Annotated in this window: 24 protein-coding genes; 10 read left to right on the top strand and 14 right to left on the bottom strand. The window is 58.0% G+C overall.

Annotation, left to right across the window (positions count from 1 at the left end; translation table 11 throughout):
- The first annotated feature begins 15 nt into the window (after positions 1-15).
- Both VO84_RS17280 and VO84_RS17275 read left to right on the top strand, forming a co-directional pair.
- Entirely contained in the window at positions 16-906 is an 891-nt protein-coding gene (locus tag VO84_RS17280; protein WP_058189358.1) for a polyprenyl synthetase family protein, read from the top strand.
- Between the two features lie 5 nt (positions 907-911).
- Positions 912-1,238 (top strand): metal-sulfur cluster assembly factor, encoded by a 327-nt coding sequence (locus VO84_RS17275; protein ID WP_058188995.1) that lies wholly within the window; start codon positions 912-914, stop codon positions 1,236-1,238.
- Positions 1,239-1,245: 7 nt separating this feature from the next.
- Here the strand turns inward: VO84_RS17275 and VO84_RS17270 are convergent, their stop codons facing one another.
- Both VO84_RS17270 and VO84_RS17265 read right to left on the bottom strand, forming a co-directional pair.
- Positions 1,246-1,569 carry a hypothetical protein gene (locus VO84_RS17270; protein WP_058188994.1) on the bottom strand — a complete coding sequence of 108 codons (324 nt, stop codon included), beginning with the start codon at positions 1,567-1,569 and terminating at the stop codon, positions 1,246-1,248.
- A gap of 74 nt (positions 1,570-1,643) precedes the next feature.
- Positions 1,644-1,952: a hypothetical protein gene (locus VO84_RS17265; protein ID WP_058189357.1), complete on the bottom strand. Its 309-nt coding sequence runs from the start codon at positions 1,950-1,952 to the stop codon at positions 1,644-1,646.
- Between the two features lie 111 nt (positions 1,953-2,063).
- Here VO84_RS17265 and VO84_RS17260 point away from each other — a divergent pair, with 111 nt between their 5' ends.
- Complete coding sequence (locus VO84_RS17260; RefSeq protein WP_157439973.1) at positions 2,064-3,773, top strand: alpha/beta hydrolase family protein; 1,710 nt, start codon at positions 2,064-2,066, stop codon at positions 3,771-3,773.
- Positions 3,774-3,842: 69 nt separating this feature from the next.
- Here VO84_RS17260 and atpC read toward each other — a convergent pair whose 3' ends face one another.
- The 10 genes from atpC to VO84_RS17210 form a co-directional block, all read right to left on the bottom strand.
- The gene (atpC, locus tag VO84_RS17255) at positions 3,843-4,265 is read right to left on the bottom strand and encodes an ATP synthase F1 subunit epsilon (RefSeq protein WP_058188993.1); all 423 of its coding nucleotides are present in this window, start codon (positions 4,263-4,265) and stop codon (positions 3,843-3,845) included.
- A gap of 99 nt (positions 4,266-4,364) precedes the next feature.
- Positions 4,365-5,807: a F0F1 ATP synthase subunit beta gene (gene atpD / locus VO84_RS17250; protein WP_058188992.1), complete on the bottom strand. Its 1,443-nt coding sequence runs from the start codon at positions 5,805-5,807 to the stop codon at positions 4,365-4,367.
- Positions 5,808-5,817: 10 nt separating this feature from the next.
- A complete protein-coding gene (locus tag VO84_RS17245; protein WP_058188991.1) occupies positions 5,818-6,885 on the bottom strand; it encodes a F0F1 ATP synthase subunit gamma in 1,068 nt (355 codons plus the stop codon).
- A 9-nt stretch (positions 6,886-6,894) separates the two neighbouring features.
- Complete coding sequence (gene atpA / locus VO84_RS17240) at positions 6,895-8,430, bottom strand: F0F1 ATP synthase subunit alpha (RefSeq protein WP_058188990.1); 1,536 nt, start codon at positions 8,428-8,430, stop codon at positions 6,895-6,897.
- A gap of 21 nt (positions 8,431-8,451) precedes the next feature.
- Entirely contained in the window at positions 8,452-8,994 is a 543-nt protein-coding gene (atpH, locus tag VO84_RS17235; RefSeq protein WP_058188989.1) for an ATP synthase F1 subunit delta, read from the bottom strand.
- Between the two features lies 1 nt (position 8,995).
- Entirely contained in the window at positions 8,996-9,727 is a 732-nt protein-coding gene (locus tag VO84_RS17230; protein WP_058188988.1) for a F0F1 ATP synthase subunit B family protein, read from the bottom strand.
- On the bottom strand, positions 9,724-10,182 hold the full coding sequence (locus VO84_RS17225; protein ID WP_058188987.1) for an ATP synthase F0 subunit B: 459 nt from the start codon (positions 10,180-10,182) through the stop codon (positions 9,724-9,726). Before VO84_RS17225 ends, VO84_RS17230 begins: the two co-directional genes overlap by 4 nt.
- Positions 10,183-10,529: 347 nt before the next feature.
- Entirely contained in the window at positions 10,530-11,591 is a 1,062-nt protein-coding gene (locus tag VO84_RS17220; RefSeq protein WP_082662116.1) for an acyltransferase family protein, read from the bottom strand.
- A 259-nt stretch (positions 11,592-11,850) separates the two neighbouring features.
- Entirely contained in the window at positions 11,851-13,428 is a 1,578-nt protein-coding gene (locus VO84_RS17215) for a S10 family peptidase (protein ID WP_082662191.1), read from the bottom strand.
- 159 nt (positions 13,429-13,587) lie between these two features.
- Positions 13,588-14,529: an alpha/beta hydrolase gene (locus VO84_RS17210; protein ID WP_058188984.1), complete on the bottom strand. Its 942-nt coding sequence runs from the start codon at positions 14,527-14,529 to the stop codon at positions 13,588-13,590.
- Between the two features lie 65 nt (positions 14,530-14,594).
- Between VO84_RS17210 and VO84_RS17205 the strand changes: the two genes are divergently transcribed.
- From VO84_RS17205 to VO84_RS17185, 5 genes are all read left to right on the top strand, one after another.
- Entirely contained in the window at positions 14,595-16,250 is a 1,656-nt protein-coding gene (locus VO84_RS17205) for a ribonuclease J (protein ID WP_058188983.1), read from the top strand.
- A gap of 18 nt (positions 16,251-16,268) precedes the next feature.
- Positions 16,269-16,805 (top strand): hypothetical protein, encoded by a 537-nt coding sequence (locus VO84_RS17200; RefSeq protein WP_058188982.1) that lies wholly within the window; start codon positions 16,269-16,271, stop codon positions 16,803-16,805.
- A 5-nt stretch (positions 16,806-16,810) separates the two neighbouring features.
- Positions 16,811-17,791, top strand: a complete 981-nt coding sequence (locus VO84_RS17195; protein ID WP_082662115.1) for a threonine ammonia-lyase — start codon at positions 16,811-16,813, stop codon at positions 17,789-17,791.
- Positions 17,792-17,816: 25 nt separating this feature from the next.
- Positions 17,817-18,836 carry a tetratricopeptide repeat protein gene (locus tag VO84_RS17190; RefSeq protein ID WP_058189355.1) on the top strand — a complete coding sequence of 340 codons (1,020 nt, stop codon included), beginning with the start codon at positions 17,817-17,819 and terminating at the stop codon, positions 18,834-18,836.
- Positions 18,837-19,034: 198 nt separating this feature from the next.
- On the top strand, positions 19,035-19,916 hold the full coding sequence (locus VO84_RS17185) for an undecaprenyl-diphosphate phosphatase (RefSeq protein WP_058188980.1): 882 nt from the start codon (positions 19,035-19,037) through the stop codon (positions 19,914-19,916).
- Positions 19,917-20,298: 382 nt separating this feature from the next.
- On the opposite strand, the gene VO84_RS17180 is transcribed toward VO84_RS17185, so the two are convergent.
- A complete protein-coding gene (locus VO84_RS17180; RefSeq protein ID WP_058188979.1) occupies positions 20,299-20,883 on the bottom strand; it encodes a YciE/YciF ferroxidase family protein in 585 nt (194 codons plus the stop codon).
- 37 nt (positions 20,884-20,920) lie between these two features.
- On the opposite strand from VO84_RS17180, the gene VO84_RS22625 reads away from it, so the two are divergent.
- On the top strand, positions 20,921-21,274 hold the full coding sequence (locus VO84_RS22625) for a hypothetical protein (RefSeq protein WP_157439972.1): 354 nt from the start codon (positions 20,921-20,923) through the stop codon (positions 21,272-21,274).
- Here VO84_RS22625 and VO84_RS17170 read toward each other — a convergent pair.
- Positions 21,252-21,701: a hypothetical protein gene (locus tag VO84_RS17170; protein ID WP_231738035.1), complete on the bottom strand. Its 450-nt coding sequence runs from the start codon at positions 21,699-21,701 to the stop codon at positions 21,252-21,254. The two genes, VO84_RS22625 and VO84_RS17170, sit on opposite strands and share 23 nt — an antisense overlap.
- Before the next feature lie 154 nt (positions 21,702-21,855).
- Here VO84_RS17170 and VO84_RS17165 point away from each other — a divergent pair, with 154 nt between their 5' ends.
- Positions 21,856-22,800 carry a winged helix-turn-helix domain-containing protein gene (locus tag VO84_RS17165; RefSeq protein WP_058188977.1) on the top strand — a complete coding sequence of 315 codons (945 nt, stop codon included), beginning with the start codon at positions 21,856-21,858 and terminating at the stop codon, positions 22,798-22,800.
- Positions 22,801-22,808: the final 8 nt, after the last annotated feature.

The raw sequence follows: 22,808 nt of genomic DNA, 5'->3' as shown, positions 1-22,808 counted from the left end.
TTTATCATGGGTGGGATGCCCACGGATGTGAAATCACTGATTCAGGAAGGCGCGGAGCTGACGGATCGCGCTCTCGAAGCACTTTTGCCCAGCGCAGAGACTGTTCCTGCATCGATACATGGCGCGATGCGCCACTCCACCTTTGCCGGAGGAAAGCGGCTGCGCCCGGTGCTGGCAATGCAGGCCGCTGTAGCAATTGCTGGTAAGCTTCCCGAGGGAATCGCCCAGCTTGGTGCTGCAATCGAAATGCTGCATACCTATTCGCTGATTCATGACGACCTGCCTGCGCTGGACAACGACGATCTGCGGCGAGGCAAACCGACGTGCCATGTGGTCTTTGGCGAAGCGATTGCGATTCTCGCCGGAGATGCCTTGCAGACACGAGCCTTTGAAGTGCTGGCGAATCTGCCTGTTGGAGCGGAAACAGCAGTTCAGGTCATGCGCCTGGTATCGAGCGCGGTAGGCACCGTGGACGGGATGATTGGCGGGCAGGTGCTGGATATTGAGAGCGAACACATCAGGCCGACGCCGGAGCTGGTAGAAGCGATTCACCGCGCGAAGACTGGAGCGCTGATTCGCGTGAGCATAGTGGCAGGCGGCGTGTATGCCGGAGCTACGGCAGCGGAGGCCGCAGCACTTGATACCTTCGGCCGCAAGGCAGGCCTGGCCTTCCAGATCGTGGACGACGTGCTGGACATCACGGTGGATTCCGAGCAGTTGGGTAAGACCGCAGGCAAAGATCTCGCCGTCGAAAAGGCCACATGGCCCGCTGTATATGGCCTTGAACAGAGCCAGCGCGATGCCGCGACGTTAATTGACGAGGCCTTTGCCGCGCTCGCGTCATTTGGCAGCCGCGCCGAAGGACTCAAGTCAGTGGCGCGTTACCTGGTCGAACGGCAGAATTAGCAGGTATGTTATCGGAATCCGAAATCCTGACCGCACTCCGGGATTGCTTCGATCCGGAAGTAAAGCTGAATCTCGTCGATCTCGGCCTCATCTACGGCATCGAAACCACGCCGGACCCGCACTCCACACCGAAATGGCCACGACAGCATGTCAAAGTCACCATGACGCTGACCACCCAGGCGTGCCCGGCAAGCGGGCTCATCTTTGAACAGGTTCATAACCGGCTGATGGCAATTCCTGACATCTCAAAAGTAGATATGAACCTGGTGTGGGAACCAAAATGGACTCCGCGCCGCATCAGTGAGGCAGGACGACGGCAGCTCGGGATCTGAAACCAGGCTACCTGCGGACCAGGCCGCGGAGCTTCTGCCGATGCGCGTCAAGCTCATCCATCGCGGTCTGCGCCTTTCCAATGATTCGCTGAGCGCTATTCATTACCACCGGCAGAGCCGCCCACCAACGCAGAGTCGTTTCCTTCTCATGAAGGAGCGTGAGCGCAGTTCCGGCAGCGGTGAGGACCAGGCCTGCCTTGCGTTTGTTTGCCAGCAGCAGCACCGCGCCTGCCAGAAGCGTTCCGCCCGCAGCAAGGCGCAGCGTGGGGGAAAGCTGGTTCTCCGCGTCGGGCACAGAATTTGTCTGGCGGGGAATGGGAATCACGCTCATCGGAAATCTCCTGCTCTAAAATTTGCTCCGCGCTTAAGTAGATTCAATCCAGTGCCAGATAGTTTTCTCAGCCCTCAATCAAGATCGAACTCGCGCAAAGGCTTACCTTCGGGCGCGTCCTTGGCCTTGCGAAGGGCGTCAGCAAACTTCTTTTCCAGCAGATCGGCCTTGTTGCGCTCGGCATCGACGCTCTGGCGAAAGATGGATTCCTTCCGTTCATCCTGCTCGCGCATGGCCCGGGCAGCTGTTTCCAGGTCCTCAAAGGTCCGCTTGCGCGGCGCGGGGGTGTGGCTGATGATGCCTCCAGTGGAGACATCGATGCGGATCATGGCACCGCAATCCGGACAGGCGACTTCCAGCGTCTTGTCTTTGTTACTTACCATCGCAAGAGCATTGTAGGCCGCGAGAGGGCGGCTTGCACAGGCCCGGTGTATCGACATTGGGAACCGCTCTGCCGGCCCAAGCGTAAACTATGGCAGATATCCGGGGGCAAAATGTCGAAGGTGCTTGCTCGTTTTTCTCTTCTTACTCTTCTTCTGTCTCTACTTGTTTCATCAAGCCGAGCGCAAACACCCATCACCGGCGACTGGAAGGGAACGCTCAGCGCCGGCGGCAACGAGCTTCACCTGATCTTTCACATTTCCGCTGACAAAGACGGCAAGTTCTCAGCCACCATCGACAGCGTCGATCAGGGCGCGAATGGGATTCCGGTAAGCTCTGTCTCGCTGAATGGCTCAAAGCTGAACATGACCATCGACGCGGTGCACGGGACGTATGAAGGCACTGTCAGCGCGGATGGGGCGTCGATTGTGGGGACATGGTCCCAGGGAACGCCGTTGGAGCTAAACCTGACACGGGGTGAGGCCCCAAAGCCTGCGACTTCTATAGCGGCAAATGATGTACCGATCGCTGGAACCTGGACAGGATCGATCAATACCGGTGCGTTCAACCTGCGTATCATCATCAAGATTGCGACCGGCACAACAGGGCTTACGGCGCAGCTACAGAGCCCGGACCAGAGCCAGCAGTGGATTGCAGCCGACAGCATTACACGCAACGGTAGTTCGGTGACGATGGAGTTCAAGGTGCTGAAAGGCACGTACGAGGGTAAGCTCAGCGCCGATGGCGCGACCATGGACGGCACGTTTACCCAGCTAGGCACTCCGCTCCCCCTATCGCTCAAGCAAGTGAAGGATCAGTCGGAGGTGGAGCGGCGCAGGCCGCAGAATCCGGTGAAGCCGTATCCCTACCACGAGGAGGATGTGAGCTTCCCGAGTTCGGCAGCGGGAGTAACACTTGCCGGGACACTGACAGTTCCGCAGGGCAAAGGACCGTTTCCAGCCGTTGTTCTGATCAGTGGATCCGGCCCGAATGACCGCGATGAGGCGCTGCTCGGGCACAAGCCGTTTCTCGTGCTCTCTGATTACCTGACGCGGAAAGGCATTGTCGTTCTGCGCTACGACAAACGCGGAATGGGAAAATCCACCGGGAAATATGCGATGGCGACGACTGCAGACTTTGCCAATGACGCCGAGGCAGCCCTGCGTTATTTGAAGACCCGCCCGGAAGCGGATCCGCATCACATTGGGCTGATTGGGCACAGCGAAGGTGGAGCGATTGCGCCCATTGTTGCGGCGCGGAACAAGGATGTAGATTTTATTGTGTTGATGGCGGGGACCGGCGTGCCGGGTGATCAGATTCTTGTGGAGCAGCATCGGCTGATTGCGATCGCGATGGGCATGCCGCCGGATGAAGTGGACAAGCAGGTGGCCCGCGAAAAGGCCTTCATCGAACTGGTGGAGCGAGAGAAGGATAATGCGGTAGTTGAAAAAGAGGTTCGCGCAAAGATGGGCAGCGAGGCTCCTCAAGCGCAGGTCGGCGCCATGGTGAAGGAGCTGACCTCGGTATGGTTCCGCTACTCTTTCACCTACGATCCGGCCACATCGCTGCGCAAAGTGCAGTGCCCGGTGCTGGCGCTAAACGGCTCACTCGATTTGCAAGTGCCCCCGAAGCAAAATCTGCCGGCGATCCGCAAGGCGCTCGAAGAGGGCGGCAACAAGCACTATGAGATTGACGAGTTGCCGGGGTTGAACCATCTCTTCCAGACCGCAAAGTCGGGAGTGCCGAACGAATATGCAGAGATTGAAGAGACGATTTCCCCCGTCGTACTGGACAAGATTGCCACCTGGGTTTTGAAGCAGTAGGTTTTATCGCATTAAATAAAACAAAAGCCCTGCTCTTACGAGCAGGGCTTTTGTTTGCCTGTATACGATTTAGTGCTTTTCGGTAGCAGTGGCAAGCTTGGCTTCGGCCTCGGCAATCACTTCAAGGGCGTTGTCGTAGGCTGCTTCGCTGTCCCCGGCTTCGTTCCAGAGCTTATGGCCGCGATCCAGCTGCTCGTTGGCGCGCTTGACGTCAATTTCAGCGGGTTTGAGAGCATCGTTCGCCAGGATAGTAACTCGCTCTGGAAGGACTTCCGCAAAGCCCCAGCTGACGTTGTAGATCGCATCGCCCTCGGGAGCACCGTGGAGGCGCACGTCGCCGGCGCCAAGCTCCGTGAGCAGCGGCGCGTGGCCATAGAGCACTTCCATATGACCAGTGCGTCCGGGCAGCTCGACGGCTGAAGCAGTGGACTCAAAGAGAACGCGCTCAGGGGTAACGAGGCGGACGCGAAGTTGGTTGTTTGAATCAGCCATAGGCTCCTTTCAGTCGCCAGAGATCAGAGATCAGTAGTGAGAGATCAGTTCTCGCAATACACCAACTGATCTCTGAATACTGAAAACTGACAACTGCCTTTACACCGTTGCCTTGAGCGATTCGGCCTTGGCGAGCACGTCTTCAATAGATCCCTGCATGTAGAAGGCCTGCTCGGGAATGTCGTCGTACTTGCCCTCGATGATGCCCTTGAAGCTGCGAACCGTGTCGGCGATCTTGACGTACTTGCCGGGGATGCCGGTGAACTGTTCGGCCACGTGGAAGGGCTGCGAGAGAAACTTCTGCACCTTGCGGGCACGGTTGACGGTGAGCTTGTCATCTTCGGAAAGCTCATCGATGCCAAGGATGGCGATGATGTCCTGCAAGTCCTTGTAGCGCTGAAGGATTCGCTTGACGCCCTGGGCCACATCGTAGTGCTCATCGCCTACGATGCGCGCCGAGAGAATGCGCGACGTAGAAGCGAGCGGATCGACGGCCGGGTAGATGCCGAGCTCGGAGAGCGGGCGGCTCAACACGGTGGTGGCGTCGAGGTGGGCAAAGGTAGTTGCCGGCGCGGGATCGGTCAAGTCGTCGGCGGGCACGTAGACGGCCTGAACAGATGTAACAGATCCCTTGCTGGTGGAAGTGATGCGTTCCTGCAGTTCGCCCATCTCGGTGGCGAGGTTGGGCTGATAGCCCACGGCGGAGGGCATACGGCCGAGAAGTGTCGAGACCTCAGAGCCGGCCTGCGTGAAGCGGAAAATGTTGTCGATAAAGAGCAGCGTGTCCGCGCCCTCCTCGTCGCGGAAGTACTCGGCGACGGTAAGGCCTGTGAGCGCGACACGAAGACGCGCGCCGGGAGGCTCGGTCATCTGGCCGTAGACCAGGGCACACTTTGACTCTTCGAATTTGCCCGGCTTGATGACGCCGGACTCGGTCATTTCGAGCCATAGATCGTTGCCCTCGCGGGTACGCTCGCCGACGCCGGCGAAGACCGAGTAGCCGCCGTGGTTCTTGGCGACGTTGTTGATGAGCTCCATGATGACGACAGTCTTGCCGACGCCTGCGCCGCCGAAGAGGCCGATTTTGCCGCCCTTGAGGAAAGGCTGGATGAGATCGACGACCTTGATGCCGGTCTCAAACATCTCCTCGCGCGTGGACTGCTCATCAAAGAGCGGCGCGGCGCGATGGATGGGACGGCGAAGCTTTTCGCCGACAGGGCCGAGATCGTCGACCGGCTCGCCGATGACGTTGAGCACGCGGCCGAGGGTCTCCTTGCCGACGGGGACGCTGATGGGACCGCCGAGGTCGATGGCCTTCATGCCGCGGACCATGCCGTCGGTAGCTTCCATGGCGACGGTGCGGACACGGCCTTCGCCGAGGTGCTGCTGCACTTCGAGGATGACGTTGATGGGCGTGGGCACGTCGAAGCCATCGCTGACGACACGCAGCGCCTGATAGATGGCCGGCATGGTCGCTTCTTCAAACTGCACGTCCACCGCGGGACCGGAGATCTGGATTACTTTGCCGATATTTTCTGCCATAAGTGCTTTCCTAAAGCGCGGCTGCGCCTGAAACGATTTCGATAATTTCCTTGGTGATGGCGGCTTGGCGCACGCGGTTCATGTGCAGCGTGAGCGAGTCGATCATGTCGGAGGCGTTGTTGGTGGCCGAATCCATGGCCGTCATGCGGGCGGCGTGCTCTGCCGCAACGGACTCCGTCATGGCATGGAAGAGCCTGGCTGCGATGTAACGGGGGAGCAGCGCTTCAAAAAGCTCAGCCGGTGGCTGCTCATAGATATAGTCAACGTTTGCGGTGCCGAATTTTTTGTCTTCCTCTTCGGCCTCGTGGGTATCGGCTTCTGTGAGAGGCACGCCGGAGGTGGCAGCGGCCTGGCCGGCACGCGCGCGCTCTTCCGCGGTGGGCTCTGCCGAGTCGGTGACTTGCTGATCTCCGATCTTGATGAGCGGAAGAATCTTTTCGACGATGACGCGCTGCTGGATGACCGACTTGAACTCATTGAAAACGATATAGGCGGCGTCGATCTCCTCGTGCACATAGCGATCGATGATGCTTTTGGCCAGTTCCAGAACGCGGTCCGACTCAAGCTTGAGCAACATGCCGGGGTGGTCGCCGGTCATCTCTACGCGGCCCTTGCGGGACTGGCGCGTGGAGCGTTTTTCTTCAGTGGCCTCAGAGTACTCGGCTACGGGATAACGGCGGCGGAGCAGGTCGCGGGCCTTGCGGCCGACGGCCTCGATATCAATCTCCCTGCCGGCTTCAGCGCCTTCAAGGAAGTTGGAGGCGGTCTTGAGGATGTTGGAGTTGAATGCGCCGGCGAAGCCTTTATCTCCGCTGATGACAACGAGAAGAACGCGCTTCTCTTCGCGGACGGCAAAGAGCGGATGCGCGAGGCTGCCGGTTTCCTCGTCAAAGATGTCGATGCGGCGCGTGAGCGAATCAAGGACGCTGGCGATCATCTGGGCGTAGGGACGCGCGGAAACCATGCGCTCCTGCGCGCGGCGCAGCTTGGCCGCCGAGACCATCTTCATGGCCTTGGTGATCTGGCGCGTGTTCTTCACGCTGCGAATGCGCCGTCGGAGATCTAGTACGTTAGCCATAGTCTTCCGTTAAGCGGTGACCGCTTCCTTCTGCGTGGCCTTGAAGTTTTCCTTGTATTCCTTGAGGGCGGCGTGCAGCTTTGCCTTGATGTCGTCGTCGATCTGCTTTTTCTCTGTCAGCGACTGAACCAGAGCCGACTGCCCCGACTCAAAATACTTGTACAGGCCATCTTCAAAGGGACGGATTTCGGCGATCCTGAGATCGTCGAGGTAGCCCTGGGTGCCGGCAAAGAGAATAATTGCCATCTGCTGCCAGGTAAGCGGCTGGAACTGCGGCTGCTTGAGGAGTTCCGTGAGGCGCTGGCCGCGGTTGAGCTGCTTCTGGGTGAGTGGGTCGAGATCCGAACCGAACTGCGCAAACGCGGCGAGTTCACGGTACTGAGCGAGATCGAGCTTGAGCGTGGAACCGACCTGCTTAACGGCCTTGATGGCGGCAGAGAAGCCGACGCGAGAGACCGAGAGACCGACGTTGACGGCCGGACGGACGCCGGAGTTGAAGAGATCGGTTTCAAGGAAGATCTGACCGTCTGTAATCGAGATGACGTTGGTGGGAATATAGGCGGAGACGTCACCAGCCTGCGTCTCAATGACAGGCAGAGCGGTGAGTGAGCCGCCGCCGCGCTCCTTGCTCATCTTGGAGGAGCGCTCAAGCAGGCGCGAGTGAAGATAGAAAACATCACCTGGATAGGCTTCGCGACCCGGCGGACGGCGCAGGAGCAGCGAGATTTCGCGATAGGCCATGGCGTGCTTGGAGAGATCGTCATACATCACCAGCGCATGCTTGCCGTTGTCGCGGAAGTACTCGCCCATGGCCGTGGCCGCGTAGGGAGCGAGGTAGAGCATAGGTGCAGGCTCGGAGGCCGATGCGACAACGATGATGGTGTGGCCCATGGCGCCGGCTTCCGTGAGCGTCTGCACCACCTGCGCGACGGACGAGCGCTTCTGACCGATGGCGCAGTAGATGCAGATGAGGTCGTTCTTGGCGTTGTTGATGATGGTGTCAAGCAGAACGGCGGTTTTGCCGGTCTGGCGGTCGCCGATGATGAGCTCACGCTGGCCGCGACCGATGGGAATCATGGCGTCGATGGCCTTGAGGCCGGTGGCCATAGGCTCGCGAACGGGCTGGCGGTCGATGATTCCGGGAGCAAGACGCTCGACGGGCAGCGTGGCCGTGGTGGCGATGGGGCCCTTGTCATCGATCGGCTGGCCGAGAGAGTTCACGACGCGGCCAATCATGGCATCCCCGACGGGGACGGAGAGAATCTTACCGGTGCGCTTGACCTCGTCGCCTTCCTTGAGCTCGGTGTAGTCGCCCATGATGACGGCGCCTACCTGATCCTCTTCGAGCGAGAGCGCGAGGCCCGCGATGCCGTGCGGGAAGCTGAGCAGCTCGCCGGACATGACCTTGTCGAGGCCATGGATGCGGGCAATGCCGTCGCCGAGCGAGGTGATTGTGCCGACTTCGTCGACCTGCACCTTGGAGTCGTAATTTGCGATCTGCTCGCGTAGAAGCTGTGTAATCTCGTCTGCCTTGATTTGAGCCATTTTCGTTCCTTGGCGAGCTTATCAGCCCGCGACTAATACTTCTTTCAGTCTCTCCAGCCTTCCGCGGACGGAGCCATCGTAGACGGTTGAACCGATGCGAACCACGGTTCCGCCAAGGATGGATTTGTCCAGCTTGAAGGTGGGTTGAATCTTTGCCCCGGCAAGCTTGCCGACGCCGACGAGTAACGTGGTGCGCTCGTCTTCCGGCAGCTCGCGGGCTGTGGTGATTTCGGCCTGGCGAATTCCCTGCCGCTCTTCGAGTTCAGCGCGGTAGGCTGCGGCTACTTCTTTCACGTGAACGATGCGGTCGTTGTGAATGAGCACTGCGATCAGGTTACGCAGCTCCTTCTGGAGGCCCATTTTCGTGTTGAGCTTGTCGAGAATGGCGATCTTCTGGTTGGCGGAGATAGCTGGATTCTCAAAAGTGGAGCGCAGCTCGGCGCTGCCGTCCCAGGTGGCGAGGAAATCGGTCAGCTGTTGATCCATGGCGGCGGCGTTGAGGTGCGCGGAGGCGACGACATCGGCAAAGGCGCGCGCGTAGCGAGAGGCAAATGCGGATGACATGCTAGTTTTTTCCTCCCGGGCTGGAGCCGGATTCGGCTTGCGCGACAAATTCCTCAATCAGGGCGCGATCATTTTCAGCCGTGAGCGTGAGCTGCTTGACGGCCTGATCGATAGCAAGGTCCGCGGCGAATGCCTTGAGGCTGCGCTGAGCCTGGGCGGCTGCCATAGCGATTTCCTGCTCGGCGGCGGCGACGACGCGGGCGCTTTCCTCACCAATCGAGGACTTGATGCGCGCTTCGTCGCCCTTGATCTCCTCTTCGACCTGGGCGCGGATTTTGGCGATCTCTTCGTCCAGCTTCGAGAGCTGGGCTTCTACAGCACTGAGGCGGGAGTTAGCATCCGCGGTGGTCTTGCGGGCTTCTTCGAGGTTCCTGCTGAGCGTCTCGCGGCGCTTGCGGAAGGTTTTCGGCAGAATCCGGACCAACGGTATGACGATAGCGAAGAAGATGATGGCGAAGTTGAGCCAGAGGAAGAGGGTAGCGGTAGTTTCAACGCGCAGCCCCATCGCCTTGCCGATGGATTCAACCAGCTTGGTATGCAGGAATTTCTCTTCATCGCTTTGCTGCTTCGGCTTGGCCTCCCCCGCCGACGTGGCCTGTGCCTGAGCCGGGACTGACTGAGAAGAGGCAGGCTGAGTAGCAGCAGGTTCCTGTGCGGTGGCTGAAGCCGCAAAAGCGGCGAGCAAAGTGAGCGAAAGAATCGGGGCGGCAATCCATTTCAGCTTGAATTTCAACGTGCCCCCCCGGCGGCCATAGGCAGAATGGCGCGAACAACCTGGCTGGCCAATTCGCCGGCACTCGCATGAATCGTCTGGCGCGCGGTTTCGGCTTCGGCCTCGATGGCGACCTTGGCCTGGGCTACCTTCACGCCGGCCGATTTGCGGGTTTCGTTTACGGCAGCATCGCGCTCGGCGGTCCACTGCTGGATGCGCTTCTCGCGGGCCTTGAAAATCTCGGCCCGAGCGTGGCGAAGTTTCTCGGCATACTCAGCGGCACGCTGTTCGGCGCGGGCGATGGCCTTGTGAGCCTCTTCCACAGCCCCGGAGGTACGAGCGCGGCGCTCGGCGAGGGCCCGGGTAAGCGGTCCCTGGATCAGAAACTGATATGCCAGGACCAGTGCGATGAAGAGCAGAACCGTAGGCACGGCTCCGAGCAGAAGTGTCCCGACTTGTTGAATGATGTCGTTCATGCTGGGTTTCGGTGTTCGATCAGGTGGCCAAATACGTCAGCCGGATTTGGATGGAACAACACTTTTTTGTATCAGGCGGGAGCGGTTAAGGTCAATGTGGGAAGGGGCTTTGGAGAGCATCCGGCATGGCGAGGCCTGAATGGGCGATCGCGGAGATGAAAAGGCTGAGATTTTCTTAAGATTTCCCTTGCTTTTGTGGAAAACAGCCCTACACTGGAAATACCACCTAGACCCGGTTCAGGGTCCAGCGGGCAACCGGCTTGGGGAATTCTTCCACTTCCCAAACGGTTGCCCGCTTCTTACTTTCCTGAGCATATTGGAAACAAAACTTGTACAAACAGGAGTACTCAGCTCGACGCTTCTGTAGCGGCGGCCTCGACGGATGGCCTTTGGCTTTCCACGGGCTTTAGCCGGGCCGAAACCCAGCTCGACCGCAAACGGTTGATGGGATGATCGTAGAACTTCCAGATAATCCAGGAAATAGCAGTCACTGCAACCCACATCAGCGCTATATATGCAGCGCGCCTGAAGTTTCCGGCCGTCGCGTACCGCCCCAGCCAGAGAACACCAATCCAGTGAAGCAGATAAATCACATAGGAGAGATCGCCGAACATTCCGTCCGCAGAAAAGCCTTTCTGGCGAGTGGTATAGATCGCGTAAGGGAAAATGAAAAAAGCCAGGACGATATTTGCAGGGATGTTATAGCCGGCAAGCGGCCCGGGATGTGCCCCCACCAGCAGAATGCCCTTCCAGGGAGAACACAAACAAAGGATTACTGCGAGCACCATGATTGCAAGAAAGGAAAAAGCCTGCCCGCCAGACGGCTTCCATTGAATTGAGGCGGCGGCCATTCCAATCACGAAAAAAATGAGATAACTGAATACGAATTGGTCTCCCCAAAACACCATGGCGAGACCAGTGACAAGCGCCGTACCGGCAACGAGCAAGCCTGCCAACCTACGCGACAGTCGTTGCAAAGCAAGAGCAAAAAACGGCGCAACCAGATAGAACTGCATCTCGATATCCAGCGACCAGGCAGGCCCTATAGGCTTATAAGGAAGCAGGTTGTAACCGAAGATGAAGAGGCTGGACAGAGCCAGGTATGCGGCGCCGTCCTTTTGCAATGCATCGGGGAGTTTGCCGTTGAGGCTAACAAAGACAATCGCCAGCAACGATATCAGCAGGAACGTGGGCAGAAGTCGCCACATCCGCGAAATGAGATACGTGAGATAAGGGGATCTGGCTTTGGAATATCTGCGGGTGTACATCTGATAAATCCAGAACCCGCTCAGGCTGAAGAACACATATACCGCAGTTTTCCCGAACGCGAACCGGCTCAGATGATGTACAAAAACTACTTCCGCAAGCAGAAGGCGCAACAATCCAGGACCAGTGAGTTTCCTGAGCATATCGCTTGCACGCTCCCGTGCGTCTAGATTTGTCTTAAATTAGTGATTGGTAACGCGATAATTTACTGACGCCGAAACTCGGTTCACGCCTCGAAAGACGTGCACATGTTGTGATTATATCATTCACAATTCGCGTTAAACAGGCATGCCTGCGCCGACCATTCGCTACCCCATACAGGCTTTGAGGGTACGGGGACCTGACCCGCACCCTCAGACAAATCGCTTCTTTCATCCACTCTAGGGTTATGACGGCGATGAACTACTTCACAGCACTGGAGATAAATCCCTCCAAGTCCGCCTTAAGTTTATGTAAAGCCTCTACATTCAGGTAGATCATGTGGCCCGAAGGATAGTAGCCGAACTGCACGTTGCCGCGCAGCTCATTAGGAAGCTGCATGTGCGCGAGGTCGTACTCGGTGATGAAGAACGGCGTGGCGAGGTCGAAGTATCCGTTAGCGGAAAAGACCTTCAGGTGCGGGTTCTTGCGGATGGCGCCAGCCAGATCGCCGGCAACGTAGGGGGCCGTTTGCTGCCCGCCACGCCCGAAGCCACCGCTGGTGGGGCGGTGGTGCCAATCCCACTCGCCGATGGTGTTGGCGCTGGGATTGTAGGAATCGGTGGTTTCGTACTTCAGTTCGCGCTGAAGGTAGTCGTGCAGCGCGGAGATGAAGGCTCCGCTGATGCCGCTGTCGGAGGCGTCATAGGTGGGATTTTCGCCGGCTGCGTCCGCGTCCTCACCTTCAAAGCGCATGTCGTAACGGCCCAGCGTGAGGCGCTCGTCACGCAGAACTTCTTTGCGGAAGCGCGTGGGACTGATGCGCAGGTTGGCTTCCTTGACGTAATCCACGCTAAGACCAGTGAAGTGGCTCACCTGCTTAGCGACGGAATCGAGCTCCGCATCGGAGAGGTTGTGTCCTGCGAAAAGAGCCGTGGCATATGGGCCGGCGGCGAATTCGCGCGCCTGCTGCACCCAGTCGGGAAGGCTCTTTGGCTTGTTCTGAATTTTGTTGAAGTACCAGGACGCGGCGGCGTAGCTGGGAAGGTTGCCGATGTAGGGCATATCGGAGCCGGGATTTTCAATGTTATAGTTCAGGATCGACGAGATGAGCACGACGCCGTTCAACTGGACGCCGTCGCCGCCTAGCAGATCCGCCAGAGCCGCCGAACGCGTGGTGCCGTAGGACTCACCGATGAGGAACTTGGGTGAGTTCCAGCGCTGGTTGACGGTGATGTAACGCGTGATGAAGCGGTCAAAGGCGTGCAGATCCTGATCGACCCCAGCGAAATCCTTGGCAGTTCCCTTGCCCACGGCGCGTGAGTAGCCGGTGAGCGGCGCATCGATGAAGACCAAGTCGGTTTTGTCGAGAAGCGAGTCCTGATTTTCGACCAGATTGAAGGGCGGACCCGCAGTGGCTTTGGGGCTATCCGTCTGGATACGAACTGGCGAGAACGAGCCCATATGCAGCCAGAGTGTGGCAGAACCGGGGCCGCCGTTATAGAGAAAGCTGACGGGGCGGGATTTGGCTTCGGCACCGTCCAGCGTGTAGGCCACGTAAAAGATGCTGCCGTTGGGCTTGTCTTCCTGGTCGCGGACGAGAAGTGTGCCCGCCGTGGCAGTGTAGGCAAGCTGCTTGCCGCCGAGCGTCATGGTGTGGTGCGTGACGGAGGATTTCTCCGGAGGAATGGGCGTGGGCTTCTCGCCGTTCTCGTCTGCCGGCGTCTGCGCTTGCTGGCGGCCCTGGCGGGCTTCAGGATTGGGAGGATTGGGCTGCTGCGCCGGCGCTGCGCAAGTGGAGAAGATCAGGGACAGTGCCGCAACGGATGCGATGTGGGACACGTCTTTATTGGACAGACCTAGATGGGACAGACCTAGCCGATGCCATGCTTTCATCGTTCAGAAGCCTCCAAAGAGAATAAGAGCGGCGTAAGGAAAATCCGCTGGGATGGAAATGGTTGCTATACGGACGACGATACACAGCAGAAAGACGCAGAAAACTCAATGACCAGGTTGCGGAATGAGTCCCTGAGCGCGCAGCCATGTTTCGAGGAGCTGCGGCCACTGGTCCAGGGACGGATTACCTTTGCCGAGACCGCTGCCGTGCGAGCCATGGGCGAAGATGTGAGCCTCTGCGGGCACGCCGGCTTTCAGGAGAGCTTCGTAAAAGCGCAGGCCCTGATCGATGGGGACGGTGGAGTCGTCCGCTGTGTGATACCAGAAGGTGGGCGGCGTGTCTTTGGTGACGAAGAGGTCCGGCGAGAACTCTTTTGTCAGCGCCTCGCAACGATTTTCGACCTTCATCAGCTTGCAGTAGTTGAGGTGCGAGTAGTCCATGGAGATGGCGTCGATCCAGGGGTAGCCGAGCACAAGGAAGTCAGGACGGCTGGAGACGCGCTCAACGGGGTCGGCGGCATCTTCTTTTCCCTCGACAGGCTTGGTGGCGGCGAGAGCCGCGAGATGGCCGCCAGCGGAGAAGCCGATGATGACGACGTGATGCGGATCGAGATGGTAGTCAGCGGCGCGGGAGCGGACGAATTGCACGGCACGGCGGGCATCGTAGAGCGGAACGGGAAAGAGATAGCCATTGCTGCCGAGACGGTACTGCAGGACGAACGCCGTGATGCCGCGGGCGGAGAACCAGTCGGCGATTTCGCGGCCTTCGAGGTCTCCGGCGAGGCGCTGGTGCGAGCCGCCGGGCAGGATGATGACGGAGGAGCCATTGGCGACGCCTGAGCGTGGGAAAAAGATGGTGAGCGTGGGCGTGTCTTCGCAAGCTTTGCCTTTCGCCTCGGGGGCATCGCTGGACCATAGGCGAATGGTTTGAATACCGAGAAAGGCGTTATCTGTGCCGGCGGTGGTGCAGGGCTGTTTTTGGGCATAAACTGCCGAGCATAAGAGCAGCACGGGAAAGAAACGCTTCAGTCGAGGAGAGATTTTCATAGCGCGGTGATTATAGCGGTTTGGAACGGTGAAATTGCTTGTGGTGGTAGGATCAAAGCTGACAGATGCAGACTAATAAGTTAAAAATCATACCCTTGGGCGGACTGGGCGAGTTTGGCATGAACTGCCTTGCGCTCGAATGGGAAGACCACATCATCGTGATCGACGCCGGCCTGATGTTCCCTGAGTCGGAACTGCTGGGCGTAGACATTGTCGTGCCCGACATCAGCTACCTGGTGGAGAACAAGCAGCGCGTGCGCGGCATTATTTTGACGCACGGACACGAGGACCACATCGGCGGGCTGCCGTGGATTCTGAGCGAGATCAAGGTTCCGGTCTACGCGACGGAGTTCACGCTGGCCTATGTGGAGGGGAAGCTCGAAGAGCACCACATGCTGGACGAGACGGAGCTGGTTGAGATAGCGCCGAAGTCAAAGTTTTCGATTGGGCCGTTTACGATTGAGCCGATTCGCGTGACGCACTCGCTGGTGGATTGCGTGGCTCTGGCGATCGATACTCCGGCGGGAGTCGTGATTCACACGGGCGACTTCAAGATTGATCTCTCACCACTCGATAACAACGCTTTTGATTTACATACCTTTGCCGAATACGGCAAGCGTGGCGTACTGGCGCTGCTGCAGGACTCGACCAATGTGGAGCGGCCCGGCTATACACCGAGCGAGCGAGCGGTAAGGCCCCGGCTGGACGAGATTTTTTCGCGTGCGCCGAAGAAGCTGTTTTTCAGCTGCTTCTCGTCGTCGATTTACCGCATTCAGATTGCGATGGAACTTGCGCGGGCGCATGGACGCAAGGTAGCGATCATCGGGCGATCGATGGTGGAGAGCACGGAAATTGCGCAGGACCTAGGCTACATTGATGTGCCGAATGGGTTGATTATCAATCCGGGGCAGATGAAGGACTATCCGGTGGATCAACTCCTGATTCTGATCAGCGGCACACAGGGTGAGCCGATGAGCGCGCTGAGCCGTGCCGCGGTGGACAACCATAAGCACGCGCGCATTGAAAAGGGCGACACGGTAGTGCTTAGCTCGCGGATCATTCCAGGCAATGAAAAGGGCATCTTCCGCGTCATTGATCATCTGTACCGGCGCGATGCGAATGTGATTTATGACGATGGGTCACATGGGCTGATTCATGTGAGCGGCCATGGCAGCCAGGAAGAGATGCGGCTGATGATCAACCTGGTCAGGCCGAAGTTTTTCATCCCGGTACATGGCGATTACCGCTACCTGCGTCGCCACGCGGCGATTGCGATGGAGACCGGCGCTGTGGAGCACGCCATTGTCATCGAGGACGGCGACGTGTTGGAGCTGACAAAGGATGACGCGCGCAAAGCGGACAAGGTAACGGCGGGACGTGTGCTGATCGATTCCGGCTCGTCAATTGATGTGGTTGAGGACCTGGTGATCCGCGACCGGCGCATCTTGAGCGAGGATGGTATTGTGCTGGCGGTGCTGGCCATTAACAAGCGAACGGGCCAGGTGGAGCAGTCGCCGGAGGTGGTGATGCGCGGCTTTGGCGGCGCGGACATTACCGAGGAAGCACGCCAGACGGTGCTGAAATCACTGGACAGCCTGAGCGGCGAACAGAAGAGCGACTACGGCATGGTGAAGGAAAAGGTTCGCGTGGATCTGAAGCGGCTGATCCAGAAGCAGACCGGACGTCGACCGCTGATTATGCCCGTGATTCTGGAAATCTAGCTGCTGTACAATCCCGGCATGAAACGCATTGCGGTTTTACTTGCTCTCTCCGCTGCCACGCTTTGCCCTGCCGCCTTTGCCCAGGCTGGCACAGCTACTGCGCCAACAAAGGGGCCCTGCCCTTCCACCAAAACGCTCGACGATCTGGCAATAGCAATTTACGCCAACGTGAGCGGCCCCTACGACCAGGATCGCACCTGCTTCCGTGACATGTTCCTGCCGGATGCGCGTCTTTCGCCGATCAGCAAGGCAAAAGACAGCTCCACTTATGCGGCGCGCAATCTGACGGTTGAAGACTGGATCAGCGCGATCGCCAAGCGTGGTAGCGGCAACTTCTTTGAGAAGGCTACCGTGAACAAGGTGGAACAATATGGAAGCCTGGCGCATATCTGGTCTACGTATGAGTCGCGGCACGCGTTGAATGACGCCGCACCCTTTGCGCGTGGCATCAATAGCATTCAGGCTGTTTATGACGGCACCCGGTGGAGAGTGCAAGCCATTCTTTGGCAGGCTGAGACACCGGAGACGCCTCTTCCGGCAAAATATCTTCCATGAGTACTATGAGCGAAACACTGGTTGGCTTAGACACTATCCGAGCTGCGGCGGCACGTATTGCGGACGTAGCTGTGAAGACACCGCTCGTTCGCGCGCCGTTTGATGGCGTGAGTGGCGATGTGTGGCTGAAGGCTGAGAGCCTTCAGCCTATTGGCAGCTTTAAGCTGCGCGGGGCGGCGAACAAGATTCTTCAGCTGACGCCGGAGGAAGTGCGACGCGGCGTGATTACGTATTCGAGCGGCAATCACGCGCAGGGCGTGGCGTATGCGGCACGGGCGGTGGGGGCGAAGGCCGTCATCGTGATGCCGTCGAATGCACCGGCAATCAAGCGTGCGGCGACGCTGGCGCTGGGGGCTGAGGTCGTCGACGTTGGTGTGGCGTCAAGTGAGCGGCTGGCGAAGGCGGCGGAGCTTGTGCGCAAGCATGGCTACCTGGTAGTGCCGCCGTATGACGATCCGGCCGTCATTGCAGGGCAGGCAACCTGCGGGCTGGAGATTGCAGAGGCCGTGCCGGATGTGGACCTGGTGTTGGCTCCGGTGAGCGGCGGAGGCTTGCTGAGCGGCGTGGCAACGGCGGTGAAGCTGCTGAACCCAAAGGCGATGGTGATTGGCGTGGAGCCGGAGCTGGCAGGCGACGCTGCGGAGAGCTTCCGAATGGGAAAGATTGTCACCTGGCCTGCGGAGATGACCAGCCGAACGATTGCCGATGGGCTGCGGACACAGAGTGTGGGTGAACGAAACTTTGCTCACATTCAAGCATACGTGGACAAGATTATTACTGTCACTGAGGCAGAGATTCGCGCAGCGATGCGGGCAATTGTGGCTACAACGAGGTTGGTTCCGGAGCCGAGCGGGGCTGTAACGACTGCGGCACTGCTGTTTCATGCGGCAGAGCTACCTGTGTATCGCAAGGCTGTTGCGGTGGTGAGCGGGGGTAACGTGGATCCGAAACTACTGGCCGAAGTGCTTACGGAAACGACTGCGTAACGTCGTTTGGACTATGATTCGGTTGATGAAACGCATTGCTTATGCCCTCTCGATTTGTGCCCTGGTTCTTTTCACGCTCCATGCTGGAGCACAGAAGAAGAAGACTGACAATTTACAGAAACCGATGGCGGGGCCAAGGGCGGTTGTGCTGCGAGTTACATGGCTCTACGTGGCGGCGGACCTGAACTCGCAGAAGGTGGACCGTGTGCAGATTGGCCGCGAGATGGTGATTGCCGAGCATAGCGGGCAGTGGATGCGCGTGTATGCAAATACGGACGTGCAGCTGGAGCATGAGGGACCGGATACGCCGCTGATGGGAAGCCCGGATTCGACGCCGCCGCCTGTTTCCGGCTGGATTGAGGCCAAAGGCGTGGTGGAGGAGAGCACCCCGAATGGCGACCAGATTCTAATGGGCGAGGCCGCGAATGAAGAGTCGCTGGCGAGCGATCCACGCGGGCCGGCGAATGCGGCAAAGAGCGCGAGGCTGTTATATCGCAGGGTGGCAGAGATGTTTCCCAACTCGCCGCTAGCGCCTGAGGGCGCCTGGCGCGCGGCAGACATTCAGTGGCAGATTCAGAAAGCCGATTCGGCCTCCCGCCCTTCAGCCAAGGAGCGCGAGGCATATCTGCGCGAGCAGATGGATGAGGACGAGATGAAGAAGGTCCTCAAGTTCTATCCGCATACGCGGCAGGCAGATCTGGCGGCGTTTGAACTCCTAGACAACAAATTGTGCGGCGATTGGCAGGGGCAGGAAAAATGCCCGGAAAAAGAGTCCGAGCTGTACGAAAAATATGCCAACGAGCATCCGGACGGGCCGCGGACTGCGGAAGCGCTGTATTCGGCAACCTACCGGCAGGCGGTGCTGGTGGATATGTTCTCGGCGGACGGCAATGGTAACAAGTCGAATGCAGCTAAAGGGCGCGCGCATGAGCTTGCCGGACGGCTGAAGGATAAGTTCGCGCAGTCGGATTATGCGGGCAGGGCCGCGGCGCTGGTTTTCCGCATCGATCAGGGCGTTCCGGTTTACGGCATCGAGCACGAATAGAGTAGAGCGAGCATCCCTCGAGGCTAAAGCCGCTATCCTTCATTTGGTGCAATGACTTGTACCCTTAAATGCAACACATACTCGCTGCGGGGCCGTATGATCGAAGTATCCTTTTGCGCCGGGTTCTGTGACGTTTGAGGGCGATACTTTCCGCTTTATTCATTTTGATTCTTACTGCTGGCTTCCTCCGGAGGGAGTGTGAACGCTTACTTACAGTCCGTGATCCTGGGCATTGTTGAGGGTCTGACCGAGTTTCTGCCGGTGAGCTCGACGGCTCATCTGCGCATTGCCGAAGCCATGATGAAGATTCCGCTGGACGATGCGTACTGGGCGATGTACACGGTCGTGATTCAGGCGGGTGCGATTTTTGCGCTGCTGCTCCTGTACCTGACGCGGATTCTGGACTTCTTCCGGACCTTTCCTCGCGGCGAGCGTGGCGATAAAAACTTTTTCACGCATCCGATTTCGCTGACGATCATTGCGTTCACCTGCACTACGATTCCGGCGCTGGCGCTGAAGAAGTGGAGCGACAAGCATCTGGGCAGCCTGACGGCGATTGCATGGGCGCTGGTGATTGGCGGCGTGATCATGTGGGCTGTCGACTTCTGGGCCTCGCGCAGCGATCCTTCGACTGAGCATGTGGAAGATATGAACATTCTGCAGGCGATCTGGATTGGGCTTTGCCAATCGCTTTCGGCTATCTTTCCGGGGACTTCGCGTTCGATGTCCACAATTGCTTCGGCGCAGCTTGTTGGGATGAGCCGTCCGTCGGCGCTGGAGTTCAGCTTTCTGCTCTCGATTCCGACGATGCTGGCGGCGACGGCGTATGACCTGCTCAAAGAGCTCCATCCGAGCCGGTCCGCGCAGCTTGCGGGTGTGGAACCGGCGCATGTGGTGATGACGGGCGAACACTGGATCGTGCTGATCATCGGCTTTGTCGTCTCCTTTATTGTGGCTTTTGGCGTGGTGGAGTGGTTCCTTGGGTGGGTGCGGAAGCATGGGTTTACGGTCTTTGCGATTTACCGGATTCTGGCCGGTGGCGCGCTACTGATATGGGGCGCGAAGCTGATAGGTCAGTGACGCGTGAGTTATCCTGTGCAAGGCTGAATCGGAAGTGATTTGGATTGTGTGAATTGCGGCATGTTCCACAGTTCTTATAGAAATCTTTATGCGATCCTCATTCTGAAACTGTGCAACTTCCATGGCTTGGAAGCCTTTTAATGTGTTTGAGTTGCGGACGAACTGGTGATTTGATCTAGAAATCTTCATACGATCTTTATTTCTGAACTGTGCGAGCAGGCTGCGCAAATAAGAAGGCCCGAATCCTATGGATTCGGGCCGTTTCTTTTTGTGCTCATTATGAGCATGGCACAAATGGGTGTAATTCTACGCAAATTATCTGGAGAGATAATGCATTACGAAAGGACAATGGACCAAAGTAACGGGGAATACGGAGAACACATCAGCCATGCTTCCTTATGCCAGCTGCGGCCTTGGTTTCATCTTCTTTGGACTTCTTTTCGGAGTATTTTTCCTTGCCGGTCTTCGGCTCGGTGTCCTGTTCAGGTTCGGAGGCGGCCTGCTTCAGAATGGTCCTGGAAGCTGCGGTGATCTTCTCGGCAGCGGCAAGTTCTTCGTTCAAGTTTTGCGTGAGAAGCTCAACGATATCTGTCATGTTGACGGTCTTCGCCATCGCGATACAGGCTTGATATCCCGCGATCTCGTAATGTTCCGTACGCAACGCCGCGCCGATGAGACCGGCGTCGAAAGAAGCATCCTCGGTCCCTTTCTCAAGGGCGTCTGAACCCTCCTCGATTACACCTTCCATACCGCCGCAATGCTCACCGGTAGGCTTCTCATCGAGCGTTTGGAATATGCTCTTGAGCCGAAGGACCTGTCCCCTGGTTTCTTCGAGGTGATCTTCGAACAGTTTCGCCAGTGTGGCATCATTCGCGCCCTTTGCCAGTTTGGGGAGTGCCGTTACCAGTTGGTTTTCGGCGCTATACATATCGCGTAACTCATCGATAAGAACTTCTTTTAAGGACATTTTTGCTCCTCGCGCCATGCGCGTGTAACAGGGTGAGATGCCTGCCCAAAAAGGGCAGGCGCTTCCAATTGGTTGCCATGGGCTGCGAGGGGTTGCTTCGCAAAGTGGACGGCCAGGACTGCTGCAAACCAGCCCGCATGACGATGCCATCGCACGTTGCGCGTTCTTACCAACGCGACTGGAAGATGAAAAAGATTACCCATCCCGGAAATACGGCCACATGCAGATACGGGATGAAGGGGCGCGGAAGGCTGGAGTGGATAAGATTCCTGTCCACAATATGGCTAAATTCGTACACCATAACGGCGGCAATCAGTGGCGACATAAAGAAATAAAAATACCTGTTGAATCGTGCTATGCCCTCGCCATTAAGCAAACCTCCGAATGCTGAAGGCGATTGGAAGACCGATGACCACCATGTGCACCAAAATTCCCAGAATCAGGTCATGCAGCTCATACGGCCCCCGCGCGTGCAAGGCGGAAAGCGGAAGAACGACGAGATTCATGACCTGTTCCACAGCGGCGCCGTACGCCAGACCGCACACCAGTGGATGCTGCACCAGGAAGGTGAGCTTTCGGCTGGCAGCGTAGTAAAACGCCGAGAAGCTGAGCGCAATGAAGAAGTGCAGCAGCACTCCGAGCACGTAAGCGCCCACGCCTCCGTGTAGGGCCTTTGGTCCCAAGAGGCCGGCGGCAATCGCAAGCGGAATGTCCCATCCAAAAAGAATGCAGGCCTGGGAAAGGTCCAGGATGCCGGCACAGAGACCTCCCACGGCGATTGCCAGGAGAGCGTTATTCTTTGTTTTTCGTTCAGGCAAGGTGTCTTCCACCATTTGATTTCCCCCACATGGATTCGTTTTGGCTCCCTCTGCGCCGGCACTGTGCAGTCTGGCCAGGTTTACGATAGCCAATGGAACTCTGTAAGTCCTGAACCGCGGCTGAAATACTCTGAATCTCTCTGAAAGATGTGACATGGGACATCCGACAATGCTCCGTATCGGCGAATGGTGTCTGAACCCAGCTTCCGGGCAACTGCAGCGAAATGAAGAGACCGTCAGGCTTGAGATACGCAGCCTGCGCCTGCTGCTGTACCTTGCGTCCCGTCCCGGTGAGGTGGTCAGTATTGAGGATGTGCTTGGCGAAGTGTGGCCTGAAGTTGCCGTCTCGCAGGATTCCGTCTACCAGGCAATCGCAGGACTACGCCGCCAACTCGGCGACGACTCCAGGCAGCCCACCTACATTGCCACGGTGCCCAGGCTGGGATACCAGCTTGTAGCGGCGGTTGGGTCCTGCACCAGCGATGAGGCCAAGCTGGCGGAGGAGATAAAGCCTGACCAAAAACCGGTGATCTCCAAAAGACCACTCTTTCAGGGGGCCGATTTCTACCGGGCCGGTGTTGTGGTTGCTGTGCTTCTGCTGGCCAGTGTCACGGGCCTGGGCTTTCTGTGGCACAACCGGGCCGGATCGCCATCCCCTGTTCCCGCAACAGGTGCGGCATCGCAGGAGTCCGTGGCAGTGTTACCGTTCCTTGATCTGACTCAGGGCATGAAAGAGGGCGAATTTGCGGATGGCATGACCGAAGAGCTGATCGATAAGCTAAGCAAAATTCCAAATCTGCACGTTCCGTCTCCTACATCTTCCTTTTATTACAGAGACAAACAACTGCCTGTTGGAGATATCGCGAGAGCTTTAGGCGTGGCGTATCTGCTGGACGGCAGTGTGCGCAAGTCAGGCGCGACGGTACGAGTGGCCGTGCGTCTCACTCGTGCCGATAACGGATTTGTGGTGTGGGCCGAGACATACGACCGCGCATTCACGGACATACTGATGGTTCAGGATGACATTGCAAACCATGTTGCAAAACAGCTTCGTTCGTCGATCCAGACTGGGCCGAAAACGGCCTCAACGCAGAGATAAAAACTTGT

Origin of the sequence: Occallatibacter gabretensis, assembly GCF_001449115.1 — a bacterium.
GTDB classification, from domain to species: Bacteria; Acidobacteriota; Terriglobia; order Terriglobales; family Acidobacteriaceae; genus Telmatobacter; species Telmatobacter gabretensis.
The sequence above is the reverse complement of the archived record's forward strand: the minus strand, read 5'-3'. Positions and strand labels throughout refer to the sequence as shown.

Excerpts from the sequence above, each read along its gene's own strand:
- VO84_RS17280 (WP_058189358.1), top strand. The coding sequence starts at position 16 with ATGCCCACGGATGTGAAATCACTGATTCAGGAAGGCGCGGAGCTGACG.
- VO84_RS17275 (WP_058188995.1), top strand. The coding sequence starts at position 912 with ATGTTATCGGAATCCGAAATCCTGACCGCACTCCGGGATTGCTTCGAT.
- VO84_RS17270 (WP_058188994.1), bottom strand. The coding sequence starts at position 1,569 with ATGAGCGTGATTCCCATTCCCCGCCAGACAAATTCTGTGCCCGACGCG.
- VO84_RS17265 (WP_058189357.1), bottom strand. The coding sequence starts at position 1,952 with ATGGTAAGTAACAAAGACAAGACGCTGGAAGTCGCCTGTCCGGATTGC.
- VO84_RS17260 (WP_157439973.1), top strand. The coding sequence starts at position 2,064 with ATGTCGAAGGTGCTTGCTCGTTTTTCTCTTCTTACTCTTCTTCTGTCT.
- atpC (WP_058188993.1), bottom strand. The coding sequence starts at position 4,265 with ATGGCTGATTCAAACAACCAACTTCGCGTCCGCCTCGTTACCCCTGAG.
- atpD (WP_058188992.1), bottom strand. The coding sequence starts at position 5,807 with ATGGCAGAAAATATCGGCAAAGTAATCCAGATCTCCGGTCCCGCGGTG.
- VO84_RS17245 (WP_058188991.1), bottom strand. The coding sequence starts at position 6,885 with ATGGCTAACGTACTAGATCTCCGACGGCGCATTCGCAGCGTGAAGAAC.
- atpA (WP_058188990.1), bottom strand. The coding sequence starts at position 8,430 with ATGGCTCAAATCAAGGCAGACGAGATTACACAGCTTCTACGCGAGCAG.
- atpH (WP_058188989.1), bottom strand. The coding sequence starts at position 8,994 with ATGTCATCCGCATTTGCCTCTCGCTACGCGCGCGCCTTTGCCGATGTC.
- VO84_RS17225 (WP_058188987.1), bottom strand. The coding sequence starts at position 10,182 with ATGAACGACATCATTCAACAAGTCGGGACACTTCTGCTCGGAGCCGTG.
- VO84_RS17220 (WP_082662116.1), bottom strand. The coding sequence starts at position 11,591 with ATGCTCAGGAAACTCACTGGTCCTGGATTGTTGCGCCTTCTGCTTGCG.
- VO84_RS17210 (WP_058188984.1), bottom strand. The coding sequence starts at position 14,529 with ATGAAAATCTCTCCTCGACTGAAGCGTTTCTTTCCCGTGCTGCTCTTA.
- VO84_RS17205 (WP_058188983.1), top strand. The coding sequence starts at position 14,595 with ATGCAGACTAATAAGTTAAAAATCATACCCTTGGGCGGACTGGGCGAG.
- VO84_RS17200 (WP_058188982.1), top strand. The coding sequence starts at position 16,269 with ATGAAACGCATTGCGGTTTTACTTGCTCTCTCCGCTGCCACGCTTTGC.
- VO84_RS17195 (WP_082662115.1), top strand. The coding sequence starts at position 16,811 with ATGAGCGAAACACTGGTTGGCTTAGACACTATCCGAGCTGCGGCGGCA.
- VO84_RS17190 (WP_058189355.1), top strand. The coding sequence starts at position 17,817 with ATGAAACGCATTGCTTATGCCCTCTCGATTTGTGCCCTGGTTCTTTTC.
- VO84_RS17180 (WP_058188979.1), bottom strand. The coding sequence starts at position 20,883 with ATGTCCTTAAAAGAAGTTCTTATCGATGAGTTACGCGATATGTATAGC.
- VO84_RS22625 (WP_157439972.1), top strand. The coding sequence starts at position 20,921 with ATGCCTGCCCAAAAAGGGCAGGCGCTTCCAATTGGTTGCCATGGGCTG.
- VO84_RS17165 (WP_058188977.1), top strand. The coding sequence starts at position 21,856 with ATGGGACATCCGACAATGCTCCGTATCGGCGAATGGTGTCTGAACCCA.